This is a genomic window from Bradyrhizobium sp. 17 (assembly GCF_023073515.1).
Taxonomy (GTDB): domain Bacteria; phylum Pseudomonadota; class Alphaproteobacteria; order Rhizobiales; family Xanthobacteraceae; genus Bradyrhizobium; species Bradyrhizobium canariense_D.
Window position 1 is genome coordinate 452,649 of the sequence record NZ_JADPJQ010000130.1, and the last position, 18,421, is coordinate 471,069.

The window sequence follows — 18,421 nt, forward strand, 5'->3', positions numbered from 1 at the left end:
GTGATCGCCGCCCGGTCCTTGGCTTTTATCGGTGACAGAGAGTCCTGCACGCTCCCGCCTTTGACAATCGCGGTGAGCTAGGTGTGAGAAATGTGACGAGATCGACCAGCGCATTGCGCGGTACAAGTACATAGCATCACGTATCACCGACCGAATTACGCTCGATGGCATAACCGAATTAATCGAAGCTGCGCCTGCCAAGAAGGCCGCTTTCCATTGCAAACCCGAGCAACAGTGAGGCCGCGTTGAACCTAAACGCCGGCGGTCCGACCAATGTCTACTGGAGGATTGCGGTTTCCAGTTCCAACGTGGCGCCACTGAGCATTATTGGGCTTGGTGGCGTTTTCGTTTAGGGGGAATTTCGAAACTCAGAGCGGCCTATTTCGACCTCGATAGGGGCGCTGGCCTGTTTCCCACCTCAGTGGCCCGGTTTGATTTTAGCCCCGTCCTGCCTTTCTTTGTCGCAATCGCTCAGCTTGTCCAAGGCATCAGTGGCTTAACCCACATATAGGGCGTAGACTCAGCCGATCACCGCCCCGCCATCGGCATGTATCGGTGACTGAGAGTATCGCGCTCCCGCCTCCTACCCGGAGAGCACTATGCGCACCAAAGCCGTACAACCCACATTGTCGTTGCAGAATAGGCTTATGCTCGAGGCTAACCGCCTCGAAGGCGATGCAAACAGGCTGCCCCCATGGCCCCCTTCGGGAAGCCATGATCCGCGCAGCGGGACTAACCGAAAGTGCGCATCGAATCGAGAATTGGCTGTCCTCGGCAACGTTTACGAGCGCCAACGTGACCAACGATCGCTGTCGTATTCATCTTCCTGCATCTCAGCGAGGTCCGAGACGAGCCAGAAAGGGAAGGGCATCCAGGGCGGCCCTGCGGCTTCAGCCGTTATCGCAGCCTGCCGAGCCACAGCGCGGCGAGGGACTGGCGACTGCGCACGGCGAACTTGGCGTAGATCGACTTGACGTGGAAATGCGTGGTGTTCGGACTTTGCTCGAGCTTCTGCGCGATCTGCCTTTCCGTGTCCCCGGCGAGCAGTCCGAGCAACACGCGGCGTTCAGCGGGTGTGAGGGGCGCGTTGGCGATGAGCAGTCCGTGGCTGAGCAATTGTTGACGGTGAAACCATCTCAAGGCGCGCATCACGAAGCCCAGACGCTGGCCGTCCTGTGCCGTAAAGCGGGGTTGCTGCGCATCACGAAATACGAACAGGCGAATCCTCAAATCGTCATTGAGCGCAATGCGCACGGAGATGCTGTCGGCGAAGCCGACGTCCAGATAGTGGCGCCGATAGTGCTTGCCCTTGAACCATTCCGGCGGCAGCGTTTCGAACAGCAGGCGGACGCGGAACGGCTCGTCGCCCAACATTGACAAGATCTGGGACAGGTCGACGTCGTCGGACCAGAGCGTATCGTACTGCTTCTGCACGGATGCCGCCACCGCCGGTATCGGGTCCAGCACCCTGACGAGACGCGGACGCCAGCCGAGCAGGGGATCGGTCCGCTTCGGCGAAGGCAATCGCACGACCACGCCCCACAGCACATTGCGTGCCGACAACATGGTGCGCAGTGCGGACAGCAGGTGGGTCAGCGCGGCGTCACTGTCGGCGACCGAGAAGTCGGCCAGCTGATCCCAGAGCGCATAGACGTCTTGATTTAGCGGATCGATGGGATCCGTGGAGAGATGCATGTCATTTCCAGATTGTGCCGGTCGCCGAGCTCAGAGGCGACCCCAGAGGCCTTCGATCTCCGCGAGCATACATAAAGTACAGCGAACCACCTTTCCAGGTAGTTCTCAGATGCACCAAATGGCGCGATATCGGCACGGTTACCGGGAATACAGATTCTCTCAGCGTAACGACATTGGGAGATCGACGATGCGTACGACGACGGGCGCGCGCCGGCCTCAAAGGCCTGGCGAAGGCCGGACGGAGAGGCGATGGCGGCGCGGTTTTTTCCTCGCCCTGTCATCCGCGGTGCTGATTACACTCTCAGCCTTTGCGCAGCAGCCACCGGCAAGGGTGTCGATCCGCCCCGGGCGTTAGCGTTCCCTGATCAAGCCGCTTTTGCACGCGTTTCCGTCGCTCTCGGAAGTTGATTGGCATGGAAATCTCATGATCCGGCCAGCCTGCCGGGTTTCTGATCGGCTCGTCGAGCCAGAAGAGCACGGCATCGTCGCTTTCATCATCTCGGCACTGCATGCGTCGCGGCGCCGCCTGGCGAGCCGCGTCATACGCCAATGTGAGCATTTGCTCGGAAACGAAGCCCAAAAAACGTCCGGAGAACAAGAATGGTGACGAGCAGAGTGACGCAAACAAGATTGGCGGCCCGATCCCATGCCCACAATGAAACGGGCTGGCTGCTGGCAGTCGCCGCCGCATTCCTCATCGTGCACGCCGCCGCCTGGATCATCTGCGGACATGTTTCGAGCAACGAGGGCGCGCATTCCCAACCTGAGCCGATATGCCTGTCGTGCGATTGACGGCGCTCCTGGATTGCAAACCGATCCGCGGAGTCGATGCGCCGGCGCTCATAAATCGCAGCGAACCAACTTTCTAGGTAGTTCTCAGACCCCTCGTGTGACGCGATATTCGGCGCGGTGACTGGGAAGACGGAATCTCTCTGCGTAACGACATAGTTGAGCGGGCCTCCGCAGAACTTAAGCGCGTGCAGAACACGTTGCCGATATACACCCCGCCTCGCAATCGTCGCGCCGTGACGATTGTTTGCCGTTTTCAAGGATCCAGCCATGCAACGCTTTTCTGTTTCGTGCTCCGGTCGCGAGACATTCCCGGTCGTCGACACGGCAAACAAGAGCGTTTCTGGAGTTACGTCATGAAGGTCAAGCTCGGTTCGACGACGCGGCTGCAAAACAGCAGCAGCATTCACAACAAGATGTCAGGTGGGGCAATGTCGGGCTTTGGACGGTTTTCGAACGGACGGGCCGCGCTGCTGGCTTTGGCATCAACCGGATTGGTCGGGATCGCGGTCCCGGCGTTGGGACAGGATGCGACCTGGCTGGCCAACCCTGGCACTGCCGACTACAACACCGCCGCAAACTGGGCCCCGGCGACGGTGCCAGTCGGCACCGCATTGTTTGGCAGCTCGAACACGACCGCGCTGACGCTCTCGGCCGACACCACGGTCGGCGGTTGGACCTTCAGTCCAGGCGCCTCGAACTATGTTCTCGACAACCACAACTTCCTTCAAACTCTCACTTTCAGCGGTGCCGGCATTAGCGTTCAGGGCGGCAGCGCCACGATCACCAACAGCGGCTTCCGGAGCTCCATCGCTTTCAACGGCAGCAGCTCGGCGGGCGGCGCCACCATCACTAACACTGCAAACGGCATCACGATCGGTTTCAACGACAGCAGCACGGCCGGCAGCGCCACCATCACCAACAGCTTCAGCAGCACCATCAGTTTCGCTAACAGCAGCACGGCCGGCAGCGCCACGATCATCAACCGCAATGGCTCGCTCGTTTTCAGCGACGGCAGCTCGGCAGGCAGCGCCGCCATCACCAGCATCGTCGGCGGCTCCGTTGCCTTCAACGGCACCAGCTCGGCGGGCAGCGCCACCATCAACGGGGCAGCCGGTAGCGTCGTCATTTTCCGCAACAGCAGCACGGCCGGCAGCGCAGCCATCAGCGCTAGCGGGGTACTGCAATTCCGCGACAGCAGCACGGCCGGCAGCGCCGGCATCACCAATAGCAATCTACTGCAATTCCGCGACACCAGCACCGCCGGCAGCGCCATCATCGCCAGCAGCAACGGCCTTACATTTGCCATGAGCAGCACGGCGGGCAACGCAACTATCGCTATCAGTGCCGGGTCGTTGGTGTTCTCGAACACCAGCACGGCCGGCAGCGCCGCCATTACCAACGGTGGCGGGTTCGACTTCCTGGACGCCAGCACCGCCGGCAGCGCCACCATCATCAACAACAACGGGCTGCAATTCGCTGACACCAGCACAGGCGGCAGCGCCACCATCATCAACAACGGCAGCCTGGAATTCGCTAACTTCGCGACGGGCGGCAACGCCGCCATCACCAACGGCGCTTCGAGCGTTACGGATTTCAGCGACTCGACAGGGCCCAACAATGATCACAAGCTCAGCGCCGGCTCGATCAATGGCGCCGGGCTCTTCAGCCTTGGTCAGAACGAATTGACGGTCGGCGGCAACAACCTCTCCACCAACGTCACCGGTGTCATTGCCGACGGTGGCGCTGTCGGCGGCACCGGCGCCTCACTCGTCAAGGTTGGTACCGGCACGATGACGCTGTCCGCTATCAACACATACACCGGCGCGACCACCGTGAACGGCGGCACGCTGGCGGTCAACGGCGATATCACCTCGGCAAGCGGCGTCACCGTGAATCCCGGCGGCACGCTCGGCGGCAGCGGCATCGTCGGCAACACCAACGTCAACGGCGGCACGCTGGCGCCGGGCAATTCGATCGGCACGCTGACGGTGAGCGGCAGCCTGACATTGACGGCGGCATCGACCTATCTGGTGCAGATATCGGGCGCATCGAGCGACATGACGGTTGTGACCGGCACCGCCAACCTTGCGGGCAAGGTCACGGTCGATCCGCTGGCGCGCATCAGCGCAACCACCACCTACACCATCATGATCGCGGGCACCGTCAACGGCACCTTCGACACGGCGGGCGTTCTCGCCGGCAACAGTTTCGCCCGCAATGCGCGGGTGAGTTATGTCGGCAACGAGGTATTACTGACGGTCGATCCCGGCCTGCTGTCGCCGAACCTGCCCGCCAATGCCAATATCAACCAGAAGAACGTCGCGGCCGGAATCGACAATGCGCTCCTGGCCGGCGCCAACATGCCGGCGGGCTTCAACGCGCTGTTCGCTCTGACCGGCTCCGGTCTCGCCACCGCCCTGACGCAGGTCTCCGGCGAAACCGCGACCGGGTCGCAGCAGTCCACCTTCAATGCGATGAACCAGTTCATGGGGGTGATGACCGATCCGTTCGTCGCCGGACGCGGTGACGGTGCAACCGCCGGCGGCAACGCAACCGGTTACGCCGACGAGCAAGCGCTCGCCTATGCCGCGAGGAAGCGCAGCCCGAACGACGCGCTGGCGGCGATCTATACCAAGGCACCAGCTGCGGTGCCGTTCCAGCAGCGCTGGAGCGTGTGGGCGGCCGGCTTCGGCGGCTCGCAGAAAACCGACGGCAACTCGATCGCCGGCTCGAACAACACCAGCAGCAGCCTCTATGGCACCGCTGTCGGCGCCGACTATCGCATCTCGCGCGACACGCTGGTCGGCTTTGCACTTGCCGGCGGCGGCACCAATTTCAGCGTCGTCAACGGTGGCGGCGGACGCTCCGACCTGTTCCAGGCCGGTGCCTTCGTGCGCCATACGGTGGGAGCCGCTTATCTCTCCGGCGCGCTCGCCTATGGCTGGCAGGACGTCACCACCGATCGCACCGTGACGATTGCCGGCATCGATCGCCTGCGCGCGCAGTTCAATGCCAATGCCTGGTCCGGCCGTGTCGAGAGCGGCTACCGCTTCGTGGTGCCCGTGATCGGCGGGATTGGCTTCACGCCGTATGCGGCAGGCCAGTTCACCACCTTCGACCTGCCGGCCTATGCGGAAGGTGTCGTCTCGGGCGCCAACACCTTTGCACTCGCTTATAATGCGAAGAGCGTGACCGACACCCGCAGCGAACTCGGTCTGCGCGCCGACAAATCCTTTGCCATGCAGAGCGCGATGCTGACGCTGCGCGGCCGCGTGGCCTGGGCGCATGATTTCAATCCCGAGCGCGGCATTGGTGCGACGTTCCAGACGCTGCCGGGCGCCAGCTTCTTCGTCAACGGCGCGGCGCAGGCTTCCGAGTCCGCGCTGGTCACGGCATCCGCCGAAACCAGATGGATGAACGGCTGGTCGACCGCCGCGACATTCGAAGGCGAGTTCTCCAGCGTGACGCGCAGCTACGCCGGCAAGGGCGTGGTGCGATATGCGTGGTGAACCCCTCGGGGGCAGCGGTGCCGTCGGAGATGGTCAAGCAGCGCCATGACATGATGACGCTCGGCATGAACTACAAATTCGACTGAACTCCGTTCGCGGAACGGACCGCTTCGACGTCGTCACCGCGCCGGACACGCCGCTCCGGTCTTCACCCAGGCCTCCACCAGCGCGCCGGCCTGCTGTTGCGTGCCCGGCACGGGCGAGCGGCCGAAGCCGGGCTTCCAGGCCCAGCCGACGAGGGTGTCCTTGCCGATATGGTCGATCAGGTCTTCCACCTTGCGCCCGCCATTGCGCGCCGGATCCCTGATCTGCTCGCAGATCTCGCCGACGGTCTTGCCCTCCCAGGCCATCTCGCGCGGGGCGAGATGCCATTCGGGATGGCCGGGCATGCGGCCAGGCTCGAAATTGGCCTTCTGGTGGCAGGTGTTGCAGCGCATCCCCTCGAGCCCATGGCCGTCTGCGCCGCGCGTCACCGGCGGCTGATGCAAGCGGACATTGTCGCCCTGGTGCGGCCTGTCGCCGGCCGGATGGCAATTGGTGCAACGCGGATGCGTCAGCACCTTGCCGAGCTCGGTGAGGATTGCGGCCGAGCGCTTCTCTGTGTCGCCGATCGAGGCAAAGCTCTCGGGCGAGGCGAGGGCGTGACCTGCCGTCTCCGACGCCGCGTAGCCCGCACCGAAACTGCCGGCGAGGGCGGCGACCACGGCAATCATCTTGAACCGCACGTCGGAGATCATGATGCGCGTCACTTGGTGGCCATGAGGTAGCGCTTCGAGTCGGCGAGGATCACGTCGCGCACCGCCTCGTGATATTTGACGTAGCCGGTGCAGCGACAGAGATGACCGTCGAGCGCATCCGCGATGGTCTGCTCCAGCGCCTCGCGCGCGACCGGTGTCCGCGACAGGCGCTCCAGCAGGACCTGGCTCTCATTGAGGAAGCCGGCGGTGCAATAGCCGCACTGAAAGGCGAAATGCTCGATGAAGGCCTTTTGCAGGGTCGAGAGCTCGCCGTCCCGCGCGTGCCCCTCGACGGTGCGGATCGACTTGCCGTCGAAATTCACGGCCGGCGCGACGCAGGTCGGGCTGGTGGTGCTGGTGCCGTCGGGCGCATCGATGATGACGGCGCAGCTCAGGCATTGCGCGGCGCCGCAGCCGAACTTGGTGCCGGTCATGCCCAGCATCTCGCGCAGAAAATCGTTCATCGAGAGATCGTCGCGGACGTCCATCGGGCCGTGCTTCTGGCCGTTGATGGTGAGGCTGAGGGTCGTCACGCGAGCACTCCCTTCAATAGGCTTGCGGTGACCGGCAGCGCACGGAAGCGATGGCCGGTGGCGTCGTGGATGGCGTTGATCAGCGCCGGCACGATCGGGATCATCACGACCTCCGCCATGCCCTTCGGCGCTTCGTCTGGTACTAGCGGCTTCAGCATCTCGATCTCGAGATCGCGGAGCGGCAGGTCGGAGCCGCGTGCGACCAGATAGCGCCCGAGATTCCATTCGCCGTTGCCGGGGCCGCCCTCGAACGGTGGGAGGGTTTCGAGCAGCGCGTAGCCGACGCCCATGGCGAAGCCGCCCTGGGCCTGGCCCATCACGACCTCGGGCACGAGCGCGGTGCCGCATTCGAACACACTGTAGGCCTTGGCGATGCGCAAGCTCCCGGTTGCGCGCTCGATCTCGACGCGGACGACCGTGCCGCACATCGAGGTGTAGGCGGTGCCAATCCGGTTGTTGTCGGTCGGCGGAAACTTGACGCTGGTGCGGTTGATCCGCTCGAACTTGCCGTTGCCTTTGCGGATCGCCAGCGCATCGATCTCGGCGCGGTATTGCTCGCCGGACACCGGGAAGCGTGCCCGCGACCACGCCCAGCGCGAGAAGCTGTGCGCAACCGCACCGGTGACGAAGCCGCGCGCGTGAGCTGTTGCGGCCAGTACCGGCAGCGCCAGCGGTTCGAGGCCGGGCATGGTGAGCTGGCCGTTCTGCCAGCTTGCGGCGTCCCATTGCCCCGCGCGCCGATCGGTCTTTGCGACGCGCCACAGCTCAAGCGCTGCGGGCCACAGGCCGAAGCGGAAAATCACGCGGGCGGCTTCCGCGGCCGAATGCGTGCCGACATGCGCGCCGATCGAGGAGCTCGTCGGCGAGCTGATCGCGGGCACCCAGCGCGGGTTTTTCTCCGCGGCATCCTGGGTCTTCTGGTCCATGGTTGAGGGATCGCCTGACGTGACCAGCCCGAGCACGTCATAGCTGTCGACGCGGGCGACCGAGACCTCGTCGGCGATGGCGCCGAGATGGCCGGCGACCCGGTTGGCCAGCGCCGTCCCGATGCCGTTGCCCATCTCGACATGATCGCAATAGATAACGATCCTGCCGTCAGGGGCGAGCTCGACACGGCCGAGCGAGCCGTCCGCGCCGGAGCCATAGTCTTTCGTCACGCAGGCGACGCCTGTGCCGACCAGTCGATCCGACGAGGTCTGCTTGAACTGTGCCCGCTGCTGCCAGATCGGGTGCTTCTCGAGTTTGTCGAGGATTTCGGGTGTGCGCACCGAGACGATGTAGGGATTGCCCGTCATGGTCCGACCGTTCTGCGGCAGAGCGTTACGCCGCCGGAATTCAATCGGATCGCGCTTGAGCTCGGAGGCGGCTTCGTCGATCAGGACCTCCAGCGCCGTCATGGCTTGCAGGATGCCGTAGCCGCGCATCGAGCCCGCGCTCACGCCACGCGAGTGCACCGCGACGGTTCTGACGTCGACCTTCGGAATGTCGTAGATGCCGATCGCGCCGGTGGCCGCGACGACGGCGACGCTGGCCGAGAAATGGGCGAGCCCGCCGCCGTCGAGCACGTGATCGGCGGCGAACCCCTTGATCTTGCCGGTCGCGCGATCGATGCCGATGCGCGAGCGCATCTTGATCGCGTGGCGCTTGATGCCGGCCTGAAATTGCTGGTAGCGGTCATGCGCCAGCCGCACCGGCTTGCCGGGAAAGCAGACCGCCGCGAGCGCAACATAGAGAATGAAAGGCGTGTGATCGCGGCCACCAAAGCCGCCGCCGACATGGGCGAACTGCGCGTTGATGTGTGCCGGCTTGTAGGGCGCGCGGGCCTTGCCGAAGAGATGCGCGATCGACTCCGCCGCTTCGTAGGGCGACTGGACGCCGAGCAGCAGTTCGAGATTGCCGCCCTTGCCGTCGTACCAGGCGAGCCCGCATTCCGGCTCCAGGAACATCGGGTCGACCGATTGCGTCTCGAACTCGCGGTCGAGCACCAGCATGGATGGGTCATCCGCTGCAAGCTCGGCGCGGATCTGCTCGCCATATTTCGCCGCCTTGGCGTAATCCGCCGGCGTGTCCTTCGCGAGCGGCGACCACACCGGCAGCGCCGCGCTCTGCACCTTCTTGGGCGAGACCCAGCCGGCTTGGAGCGGCGAATAGACGTCCGGTTGGTCAGGCGAGGGACCTGCCACGCGGGTGAAGCGGAAGGCCCCGTAATCGGGCACCACGACAGGCCCGGTCTCCTCGCCGAATTGGACGAACGTGCCGTCGCGCAGCGCGAGACGCGCCTGGTCGAAGGCATCGAACTTTTCGAAGATCAAAAGCGCGACCGGCTGCCCGAGATAAAGCGGCGTCTTGCCGATCGGACAGAACAGGTCGCCCGCATAGAATTCCGGCACCTGCGTCCCGATCCGATCGAGATCGGCGGCTGTCACCACCACCGACGGCTTGAGCGCGCCGCCGAGGCGGCCGAGGTCCAGCCCGGTATAGACATGCGTGGCGTCATTGGCGCGGACCAGGATGGCGTGCGAGGTGGCTTGCGGCCAGCCCGGCAGGTCGTTGGCGCGGAAGTCGGACGCGTAAAGCTTCGCACCGGTGACCTTGGCGACGCCGTCGACACGGCCGGCGCCCGTTGTCGCGGGATTGAACTTGCCGCGTCCAGGCAGCGTTTCGTGCGCTGCGAAGGGAACGCCCGCCGCGAACGCCAGATGTGACAGGCTGACCGAGATGCCTCCCGCCGATAACCACTTCACGAACTCACGTCGCGAAGGCGTCATGATCAGATCCTTGGACAGAGTTTCGAGAACATCGGGATGCTGGCAGCATTCGATGTACGCAGGCCACGGACCAGCGCGAGCGCCGAATCCGTTACGATTCATTGACGATAGAACGGGCGAGGAGGTTTACAACCAATGAATGTGATACGCTTACGGCTCGAATTGCGGTTTCGAGCTTGCTTTAAAATCGAATCGAACGGAAGACCGTCAGGCAACAGGGGGCGAAACGCAAATGCAGCACGATTCGAACGGTGCAGCTTCAGAAACCAGCGTGACAGGGACTAGGACATTGTCGCGCCGCCAGTTGCTCGATTGCGGTCTCAAAGCCGGCGCGTTGTCGCTGTTCGCAGGTGCCGCGAACGCCCAGCACGCCGTGCACGACCATGCTGGCATGTCCCACACCGCGGACATGTCGCCGACCATGGGGATGGTCGCTGAAACGCCCGTTCCTGCCATGGACCAGGCGCTGGTCGAGCCCGAGGTGCGGCGGTCCGTCAATGGCGTGCTGAGCACGACGTTGCGGGTCGGCTACGCCTATCGCCAGATCGGCGGCGTCCGGCTCTATGTCAGATCCTATGACGGCGGCAGCCCCGGCCCGACCTTGCGCATGAAGCCCGGCGAAACCCTGCGCATCAAGATGATCAACGATCTGCCGCCGAACCGCGACGGATTGCCGGCCGACATCAGCCATCCGCACCAGTTCAACAACACCAATTTTCATTTCCACGGCGCGCATACCAGCCCGAGCGGGATTTCCGACAACGTCATGCGCTCGATGGCGCCGGGCCGCAGCTACAACATCGAAATCGCCCTGCCGGCCGACCACACCAGGGGCACCTACTGGTATCACCCGCATCACCACGGCAGCGCCGACATCCAGATGTCCTCCGGCATGGTCGGCGCCATCGTCATCGAGGGCGATTTCGCCGACGTCCCCGAGATCGCGACAGCCCGCGAACGCCTCATGGTGCTGACCCAGGTGGTCTACGATGCCAACGGCATGGTCGAAAATTTCGAGACGCTGTTTCCCGAGACTGCGACGCGCTTTCTCGCCATCAACGGCCAGCGCCGGCCAATGATCGAGATGCGGCCCGGCGAGGTGCAGCGTTGGCGCATCCTCAACGCCGCCTATCAGGACGACATGCTGCTCGACCTCGAAAAGCACGATCTGCATGCGATCGCCTATGACGGCATCCAGCTCGGTGCCATGCAGCCGCTCAAGCAGGTCCTGATCGCGCCGGGGCAGCGCGCCGATATTCTGGTGAAAGCAGGCAGCCCCGGCACCTACGCCTTCAACGCGGCGCCCTACGACCAGGGGCATCCTTCGCCGGTGGGGCCTCTGGCGCGGGTCGTGGTGTCAGGCGCGCCGATGGACATGCAGCTGCCGCGCGCCCTGCCACCAGCGCCGCTCGCGACCATCAAGGACTCCGAGATCACCAACCGCCGCAAGGTGGTGCTGTCGGCCACCGCGCCGGAGGCCGATGCCGCCGGCCATTGGCAGGAATTCGAGTTCTTCGTCGACGGCAAGAAGTTCGACCCCGGCCGCATCGATCAGCGGGTCAAGCTGGGCGCGGTCGAGGAGTGGACCATCGTCAATACGCATGAGCATGACGACCACGTCTTCCACATCCACACCAACCCGTTCCAGGTGATCTCGGCCAACGGCAAGGCGCTGGCGGTGCCGGAATGGCGGGATTCCGTGATCGTGGAGCGCAAGGGCGGCGTGGTCGTGTTCCGCTCGCGCTTTATCGATTTCACCGGTGTCTACATGCTCCACTGCCACATGATGAACCACGAGGAGATGGGCATGATGCAGACGGTCGAGGTCTATAAGCCGTAAGCTTCTGGGAGGACGCCTCTCACCAGGCGTATCTGACCACGCCCTTGCCGGCGTAGGAGCGCGTGACGTCGGAGAACTCGCCCTCGAAGGTGCCGGCCGCAGACCAGCCGTTCATCCATTTCATTTCGAGGGACGCCGTCGTCAGCGCGGACTCGCTGGCCTGTCTTGCACCGTTGACAGTGAAGCTGGCGCCGGGCAGCGCCTGGAAGGCGGAGTTGATGGCGTGGTCCGGGTTGAAGTCGTGCGCCCAGGCCGCACGGCCGCGCAGCGTGAGGCTCGCGTTCGGCATCGCCCAGGATTTGTCGGCGCGGATGCCGAGTTCGCTCCTGCTGTCCGTGACGCTCTTGGAGCCATAGGCCAGCGCAAAGGTGTTGGTGCCGGAGACGACGGACTCGGCATAGGCAGGCAGGTCGAACGTTGTGAACTGCCCGGCCGCATAGGGCGTGAGGCCGATGCCGCCGATCCACGGCGTCACGATGCGATAGCCGCCTTCGAGGCGACCGGAATAGGCGTTCGCATTGAACTGCGCGCGCAAGCGATCGACGCCGGCAATCGTCACGGTGCGGTCGGTGGTGACGTCCTGCCAGCCATAGGCCAGCGCGCCGGAGACATAGGCAGCGCCAACATTGTGGCGCACGAAGGCGCCGGCCTGGAACAGGTCGGAGCGACCGCTGCCGCCATTGACGACGTTGAAACTGCTGCCGCCACCGGCGAGCGCAAAGCCTGCGACGGTGTTGGGTGAAAGGATATAGTCGGCACCGGCCGCCATGCCGAAGATGCGGCTGGTGCTGGTGTTGGAGCCTGCCGCGAGGTTGCCATCGGTGGTTTGCGCGCCGCCGAAGCCGGCCGCCCACACGCTCCAGCGCGGATCGTAATTGCTCCGCAGCGGCGCCTTGCTGTAGATCGCGGCATAAGCGTCGCGCTCGTTCTTGCTGCGCGGCTTGCCTGACGAGGCGTAGGCGTTGGCGGCAACATTATCCTCGGCATAGGCCGGCGCATGGACGCCGTCGCCGCGTCCGGGCGTGAACGGATCGGTCATGATGCTCATGAACTGGGTCATGGCGTTGAAAGTGGTCTGCTGCGACCCCGTCGCGGTCTCGCCCGAGGCCTGGGTCAGGCCGGCCGGTGTCAGCCCGCTATAGACCAGCGGAATGCCGCCATTGGTGTTGAAGTAGCCGACGATGGCATTGCCGACGCCGTTCTGGTTGCCTCTCAATCCGCCGCCTGGCGGGACAAAGTTCAGGACCAGGTTCAGATAGGCGTGGGTGGGATCATAGCTCAGCGTCGTATGGAAGTTCGTGGGCAGGTTGGTGTCGACCACCGATCCGAAGGTGCCGCTGACGCTGCCTGCTGTCACGATCGTGTACTGCTTGGCGACGTAGCTGCCATTCGCGTAGATCGCCTTGACGGTTGTTCCGCCCAGCGTGGCCGTTCCCGTCACCTCGGTGAAGCTCGACGTTGCGGGGTTGATCTGCACCATGTAGATGGCGCCGGATTGAAAGGCGAGACTGCCGGTTACGTTCAGCGACGTACCTGCGAAGCCGTCACCCGCCGCCAGCGTGCCGCCGCTGTTGATAACCGTATTGCCGGCGGTGCCGATTCCCGACAGCGTGGCGCCGCTGCTGACGGCGGTCAGCACCGACGATGCGATCGAGCCGTTCACCACAAGCACGCCTGCGTTGACAGTCGTGCCGCCGGTGTAGGTGTTTGTGCCCGACAGCGTCAGCGTGCCGGTGCCCTGCTTGGAGACCAATCCGCTGCCGCCGATGGCGTTGCCAAAGGTGACCGCATCCGAGCGGTTGAAAATTAGCGCCGCGTTGTTGGTGATGTTGCCGAGGACCGAGCCGGTGGTGCCGCCATCGCCGATCTGCAAGGTTCCTGCGGAAATCGTGGTGCCGCCAGCGTAGGTGTTTGTGCCCGACAGCGTCAGCATGCCGGTGCCGGTCTTGACCAGCGCACCGCCGATTCCTTCGATCGTACCAGCAACTGTGGTCGACTGGTTGTTGCCGCCAACCGTGATCGTTTTCGTGCCAAAGTTGAACGTGCCCGTGCCACTGATCGAGCCGGCAGTCGTCCCCGCGGATGTTAGGGTCGAGAAATCAACGACACCGCCCGCAAAAGTCCTCAGAGTTGCATTGCCGCCACTGCTCGTGTCGAAAAACTGGACCAATTGCAGGGTGACATCGGCGCTGCTGGCTGTGCTGTTATTGAAGAATTGCAGAACGCCACTGCCGTTGAATGCTGCGCTGCCGGCGCTGCTCGCGTTGCTGAACGTGGCGGTGCTGTTCACCAAGATCCTTGCAGTGCCGGCTGAGCTGGTGTCCTTGAACACCACAGCGGGGCTGCCGCTGAAGGCGTTGATTTGCGCGTTCCCGGCCGTGCTAGAATTGTTGAAATAGATCCTGTTGGCAGCGCCACCGCCGCCTAAGCTAATGCGGGAATTACCGGCCGTGCTGGTGTCGTAAAAGTTGACGCTGCCGCCGTTCTGGATGTCAAATTGAGTTGCAGGAGCAGCTCCTGCGCCGGCCGTGCTGCTGTTGTAGAAATTCAGAGCATTTGTGTCGTTGCGTATAAAGGCTTGGCCGCCCTGGGCATTGATACCAGCGTCGATGAAGGAAAGAGACCGGCTATTGGTGAAGTGGTAAGTCGACGCGCCGCTGTTGAAGGTCCAGCCGCCGAAGCTGGCGTCGGCCGAGAATGAAACTGCCGTCGTGCTGGAGGTGCCAAAGAACGCGGTGCCAGTTGGCACCACGGCCGGGCTCCAATTGGCGGCGGTGTTGAAGTCGCCCGTGCCTGGGCTGGTCGACCAGGTCGAATCTGCGGCCTGCGCCGCCGCCGTACCGGCCAGCGTCGCCGCCAAGGCAGTCGAAGCCAGCCACGCTGCCCGCTTGGTTGAAATCCGCCGAAATCCCGACACTTGCCCACCTGACGTCTTGTTGACTGCCAGGCCATTGGCGGCACGACATGGCGACGCTATCGGAGTGGAACCCCTGGAACAATGAACCGTTGTTCGCAGCCGAGGCCATTGCTGGCGGCGTGCGTCATTTCAGCCACAGGCAGCAACTTCGGCGTGCGGCCAAGGTCTCTCCGAGCAGACAACACGGGCTCGGCCGGGCTTCCCCTGGCGGCCTGCATGGCCTATGACGCTGCAACGCAACAATCCCCCAAAAAGACCTCATGATCCGCCTCGACAACGTCAGCAAGCAAGCCGGCCACCAGATCCTGTTCATCGAAGCGTCCGCCGCCCTCAACAAGGGCGAGAAGATCGGGCTCGTCGGCCCGAACGGCGCGGGCAAGACCACGCTGTTCCGGATGATCGCCGGCGAGGAACTGCCCGATGAGGGGCAGGTCTCGACCGATCGCGGCATCACCATCGGCTATTTCAACCAGGATGTCGGCGAGATGGCCGGCCGCAGCGCCGTGGCCGAGGTCATGGACGGGGCGGGACCGGTGAGTGCGGTGGCCGCCGAGCTGCGCGAGCTCGAGACCGCGATGGCCGATCCCGACAAGGCCGACCAGATGGACGAGATCATCGCGCGGTACGGCGAGGTGCAGCACGCGTTCGAGGAGCTCGACGGCTACGCGCTCGACGGCCGTGCGCGCGAGGCGCTATCCGGCCTCGGCTTCAGCCAGGAGATGATGGACGGCGACGTCGGAAAACTCTCCGGCGGCTGGAAGATGCGCGTGGCGCTGGCGCGTATTCTCTTGATGCGTCCCGACGTCATGCTGCTCGACGAACCCAGCAACCATCTCGATCTAGAAAGCCTGATCTGGCTGGAGAAGTTCTTGCACGATTACGAAGGCACCCTGCTGATGACCTCGCACGATCGCGAGTTCATCAACCGCGTGATCTCGAAAGTGGTCGAGATCGATTCCGGCTCGCTTACGACCTACGCCGGCAATTACGAATTCTACGAGCAGCAGCGGGCGTTGAGCGAGAAGCAGCAACAGGCGCAGTTCGAGCGCCAGCAGGCCATGCTCGCCAAGGAGATCAAATTCATCGAGCGGTTCAAGGCGCGCGCATCTCATGCGGCGCAGGTTCAGAGCCGGGTGAAGAAGCTCGACAAGATCGAGCGGGTGGAGCCGCCGCGCCGCCGCCAGACGGTGGCGTTCGACTTCCCACCGGCGCCGCGCTCGGGCGAGGACGTCGTTGCGCTCAAAAAGGTCTTCAAGGGCTACGGCAGCAAGCGGATCTATGACGGGCTCGATTTCATGATCCGCCGCAGGGAGCGCTGGTGCGTGATGGGCGTCAACGGCGCCGGCAAATCGACGCTACTCAAGCTCGTCGCCGGTGCGAGCGAGCCGGACGAGGGCACCGTTGCAGTCGGCGGCAGCGTCAAAATGGGCTATTTCGCGCAGCACGCGATGGATTTGCTCGACGGCGAGCAGACGGTGTTCGAGTCACTCGAATATGCGTTTCCGACCGCGGGGCAGGGCTCCCTGCGCGCGCTCGCCGGCTGCTTCGGCTTCTCCGGCGACGACGTCGAGAAGCGCTGCCGCGTGCTCTCGGGCGGCGAGAAGGCGCGCCTGGTGATGGCCAAGATGCTGTTCGATCCCCCGAACTTCCTGGTGCTGGACGAGCCGACCAACCATCTCGACCTCGCCACCAAGGAGATGCTGATTACGGCGCTGTCGGATTTCGAGGGCACCATGCTGTTCGTCTCGCATGACCGGCATTTTCTCAGCGTCCTGTCGAACCGCGTGCTGGAGCTGACGCCCGAAGGCATCCACCAGTTCGGCGGCGGCTACACCGAATATGTCGCGCGCACGGGGCAGGAAGCGCCGGGGTTGCGGTCGTAGTGATCGGCGGTAGCCCGGATGGAGCGAAGCGTAATCCGGGTTTCGTGCCGCGTGGCTAGTCGTGCGCTGCGGATGGTCCGGCCCCGGATGTCGCTTCGCTCATCCGGGCGACAGGAGTCCGTGGAAATCTCGTAGCCCGGATGGAGCGTAAGCGTAATCCGGGTCAGTCTTCGCGTTCGCCGAAGCTACCAACTATCTCTCCAGCTCCTCCCCAATCGGGCGGAAGCACGCCTTCGCGGACGTAGCGGTGAAGCGATGAATGCGGCCAGTCTGCCGGCGAAGAGACATACCCGTGCTTGGCCGGGTTAAAGTGGATGTAGTCGGCGCAGCGTTCGAAATCGGCGTCGTCACGAATCGTGTGCTCCCAAAACCGCCTTTGCCACAGAGAGAACTCCCCCCGACGATTGCGGGAGATGGGGGCACCTGAAACAGCCAGTTGATGCGTGAAGGAGCTCTTGATCCGCCGCCATCGGCCGGAAAAATCAGCGTCATTGTCCGGCAGCGTCATGATGACGTGCAGATGATCAGGGAGGACCACGATTGCTTCGATCGTGAATGGCCTTTCAGCGCGCGCCACCCGGAATGCGTGGCGCAGCTTGTCCACATGATCGACCAACACGGATGATCTTCGATCATCCAGCGTCACGGTGAAAAAGAAGGTCCCACCAGGGAGAAGATTGCGCCGATAGCGAACCACGCGAGCACCTTCCCGGATTACGCTTCGCTCCATCCGGGCTACAACCAGATCGAGAGATTTGCAATCCATTCGCTTGCTTGCACGTTTCAGGGGCTCTCGCTACGCTGTTTCAAAAAAGCGGAGCGAAATAGCCATGAAGCAACTCCGGATCGGCGACATCACCATCGATGCGGTGATCGAGCGGGAGGGGCCGTGGCGGCGGCCGCAGGATTTTTTCCCGGCTTATGACGAGGGTGTGTTCAGGCACCATCTGCCGACCATGGAGCCGGAGGTGTTCGATGCCGCGCGCGGCATGATGGTCATCACCTATCAGACCTTCGTGGTGCGCACGCCGCGCTATACCATCCTGGTCGACACCTGCACCGGCGAGGACAAGGGCCATCCGCCGCCGTTCGATTTTCCCGGCAAGGAACGCTGGCGCAACGAGCTGTTCGCGCTCGGCATCGGCTTCGAGCAGATCGACTACGTGTTCTGCACGCATCTTCATATCGACCACACCGGCTGGAACACGACCTTGCGCGATGGCCGTTGGGTGCCGACGTTTCCGAATGCGAAATACGTCTTCCACAAGGGTGAATATGCGGCCTGGGAGGCCGAGCATGCCAAGGGCCGCAACCCGCCCGGCACCGTGTTTCGCGACAATTGCCTGCCGATCGTCGAGGCAGGCCAAGCGCTGCTGGTCGATGACGATTACGCGCTCGACGACACCGTCACGCTAACGCCGACGCCGGGGCATTCGCCCTGCCATTGCTGCGTGAACATCTTTTCGAAGGGGCGCCGCGCGGTGGTCGCCGGCGACCTCATGCATCATCAGATCCAGTGCCGCGAGCCGGACTGGTCGGCCAAGCCGGATTGGGATGCGAAGCAGTCCGCGGTGTCGCGGCGAAAGTTTTTTGCTTCCGTCGCCGACACCGACACGCTGATCCTGCCGATTCATTTCCCGGCGCCGACGGTCGGGCTGATCAAGCCGTTCGGCGCCGCCTTTGATTATCGTTTCAAGCGGGATTGACCACTGGGTCGCCGTCATGGCCGGGCTTGTCCCGGCCATCC

General features: G+C 63.7%; 14 protein-coding genes. 7 read left to right on the forward strand and 7 right to left on the reverse strand.

What is annotated here, in order from left to right; translation table 11 throughout:
* Positions 1-897: 897 nt before the first annotated feature.
* Positions 898-1,695, reverse strand: coding sequence for a helix-turn-helix transcriptional regulator (locus IVB13_RS38425; RefSeq protein WP_247368673.1), 798 nt, complete (start codon positions 1,693-1,695; stop codon positions 898-900).
* Positions 1,696-2,119: 424 nt separating this feature from the next.
* Here IVB13_RS38425 and IVB13_RS38430 point away from each other — a divergent pair, with 424 nt between their 5' ends.
* Positions 2,120-2,302, forward strand: coding sequence for a hypothetical protein (locus IVB13_RS38430; RefSeq protein ID WP_247368670.1), 183 nt, complete (start codon positions 2,120-2,122; stop codon positions 2,300-2,302).
* A 945-nt stretch (positions 2,303-3,247) separates the two neighbouring features.
* On the opposite strand, the gene IVB13_RS38435 is transcribed toward IVB13_RS38430, so the two are convergent.
* Entirely contained in the window at positions 3,248-3,862 is a 615-nt protein-coding gene (locus tag IVB13_RS38435) for a hypothetical protein (protein WP_157642964.1), read from the reverse strand.
* Between IVB13_RS38435 and IVB13_RS38440 the strand changes: the two genes are divergently transcribed.
* Complete coding sequence (locus tag IVB13_RS38440; protein ID WP_247368669.1) at positions 3,843-5,996, forward strand: autotransporter domain-containing protein; 2,154 nt, start codon at positions 3,843-3,845, stop codon at positions 5,994-5,996. The genes IVB13_RS38435 and IVB13_RS38440 overlap by 20 nt on opposite strands.
* Positions 5,997-6,115: 119 nt before the next feature.
* Here IVB13_RS38440 and IVB13_RS38445 read toward each other — a convergent pair whose 3' ends face one another.
* From IVB13_RS38445 to IVB13_RS38455, 3 genes are read right to left on the reverse strand one after another with little or no spacing between them, the layout of a single operon-like run.
* Positions 6,116-6,733, reverse strand: coding sequence for an Isoquinoline 1-oxidoreductase subunit (locus IVB13_RS38445; protein ID WP_247338114.1), 618 nt, complete (start codon positions 6,731-6,733; stop codon positions 6,116-6,118).
* An 8-nt stretch (positions 6,734-6,741) separates the two neighbouring features.
* Positions 6,742-7,266, reverse strand: coding sequence for a (2Fe-2S)-binding protein (locus tag IVB13_RS38450; protein WP_247368667.1), 525 nt, complete (start codon positions 7,264-7,266; stop codon positions 6,742-6,744).
* Positions 7,263-10,034, reverse strand: a complete 2,772-nt coding sequence (locus IVB13_RS38455; protein ID WP_247368666.1) for a molybdopterin cofactor-binding domain-containing protein — start codon at positions 10,032-10,034, stop codon at positions 7,263-7,265. Before IVB13_RS38455 ends, IVB13_RS38450 begins: the two co-directional genes overlap by 4 nt.
* Positions 10,035-10,305: 271 nt before the next feature.
* On the opposite strand from IVB13_RS38455, the gene IVB13_RS38460 reads away from it, so the two are divergent.
* Positions 10,306-11,874 carry a multicopper oxidase family protein gene (locus IVB13_RS38460; RefSeq protein WP_247368665.1) on the forward strand — a complete coding sequence of 523 codons (1,569 nt, stop codon included), beginning with the start codon at positions 10,306-10,308 and terminating at the stop codon, positions 11,872-11,874.
* 19 nt (positions 11,875-11,893) lie between these two features.
* On the opposite strand, the gene IVB13_RS38465 is transcribed toward IVB13_RS38460, so the two are convergent.
* The gene (locus IVB13_RS38465; RefSeq protein ID WP_247492614.1) at positions 11,894-13,807 is read right to left on the reverse strand and encodes an autotransporter outer membrane beta-barrel domain-containing protein; all 1,914 of its coding nucleotides are present in this window, start codon (positions 13,805-13,807) and stop codon (positions 11,894-11,896) included.
* A 13-nt stretch (positions 13,808-13,820) separates the two neighbouring features.
* On the opposite strand from IVB13_RS38465, the gene IVB13_RS38470 reads away from it, so the two are divergent.
* From IVB13_RS38470 to IVB13_RS38480, 3 genes are all read left to right on the forward strand, one after another.
* Complete coding sequence (locus IVB13_RS38470) at positions 13,821-14,273, forward strand: hypothetical protein (RefSeq protein ID WP_247492615.1); 453 nt, start codon at positions 13,821-13,823, stop codon at positions 14,271-14,273.
* Positions 14,274-14,534: 261 nt separating this feature from the next.
* On the forward strand, positions 14,535-14,876 hold the full coding sequence (locus tag IVB13_RS38475) for a hypothetical protein (RefSeq protein WP_157642967.1): 342 nt from the start codon (positions 14,535-14,537) through the stop codon (positions 14,874-14,876).
* A 175-nt stretch (positions 14,877-15,051) separates the two neighbouring features.
* Positions 15,052-16,674 carry an ABC-F family ATP-binding cassette domain-containing protein gene (locus tag IVB13_RS38480; protein ID WP_204511036.1) on the forward strand — a complete coding sequence of 541 codons (1,623 nt, stop codon included), beginning with the start codon at positions 15,052-15,054 and terminating at the stop codon, positions 16,672-16,674.
* A 163-nt stretch (positions 16,675-16,837) separates the two neighbouring features.
* Here IVB13_RS38480 and IVB13_RS38485 read toward each other — a convergent pair whose 3' ends face one another.
* A complete protein-coding gene (locus IVB13_RS38485) occupies positions 16,838-17,371 on the reverse strand; it encodes a transposase (RefSeq protein WP_026233149.1) in 534 nt (177 codons plus the stop codon).
* Between the two features lie 133 nt (positions 17,372-17,504).
* Here IVB13_RS38485 and IVB13_RS38490 point away from each other — a divergent pair, with 133 nt between their 5' ends.
* Positions 17,505-18,380: an MBL fold metallo-hydrolase gene (locus IVB13_RS38490; protein ID WP_247368659.1), complete on the forward strand. Its 876-nt coding sequence runs from the start codon at positions 17,505-17,507 to the stop codon at positions 18,378-18,380.
* Positions 18,381-18,421 lie beyond the last annotated feature (41 nt).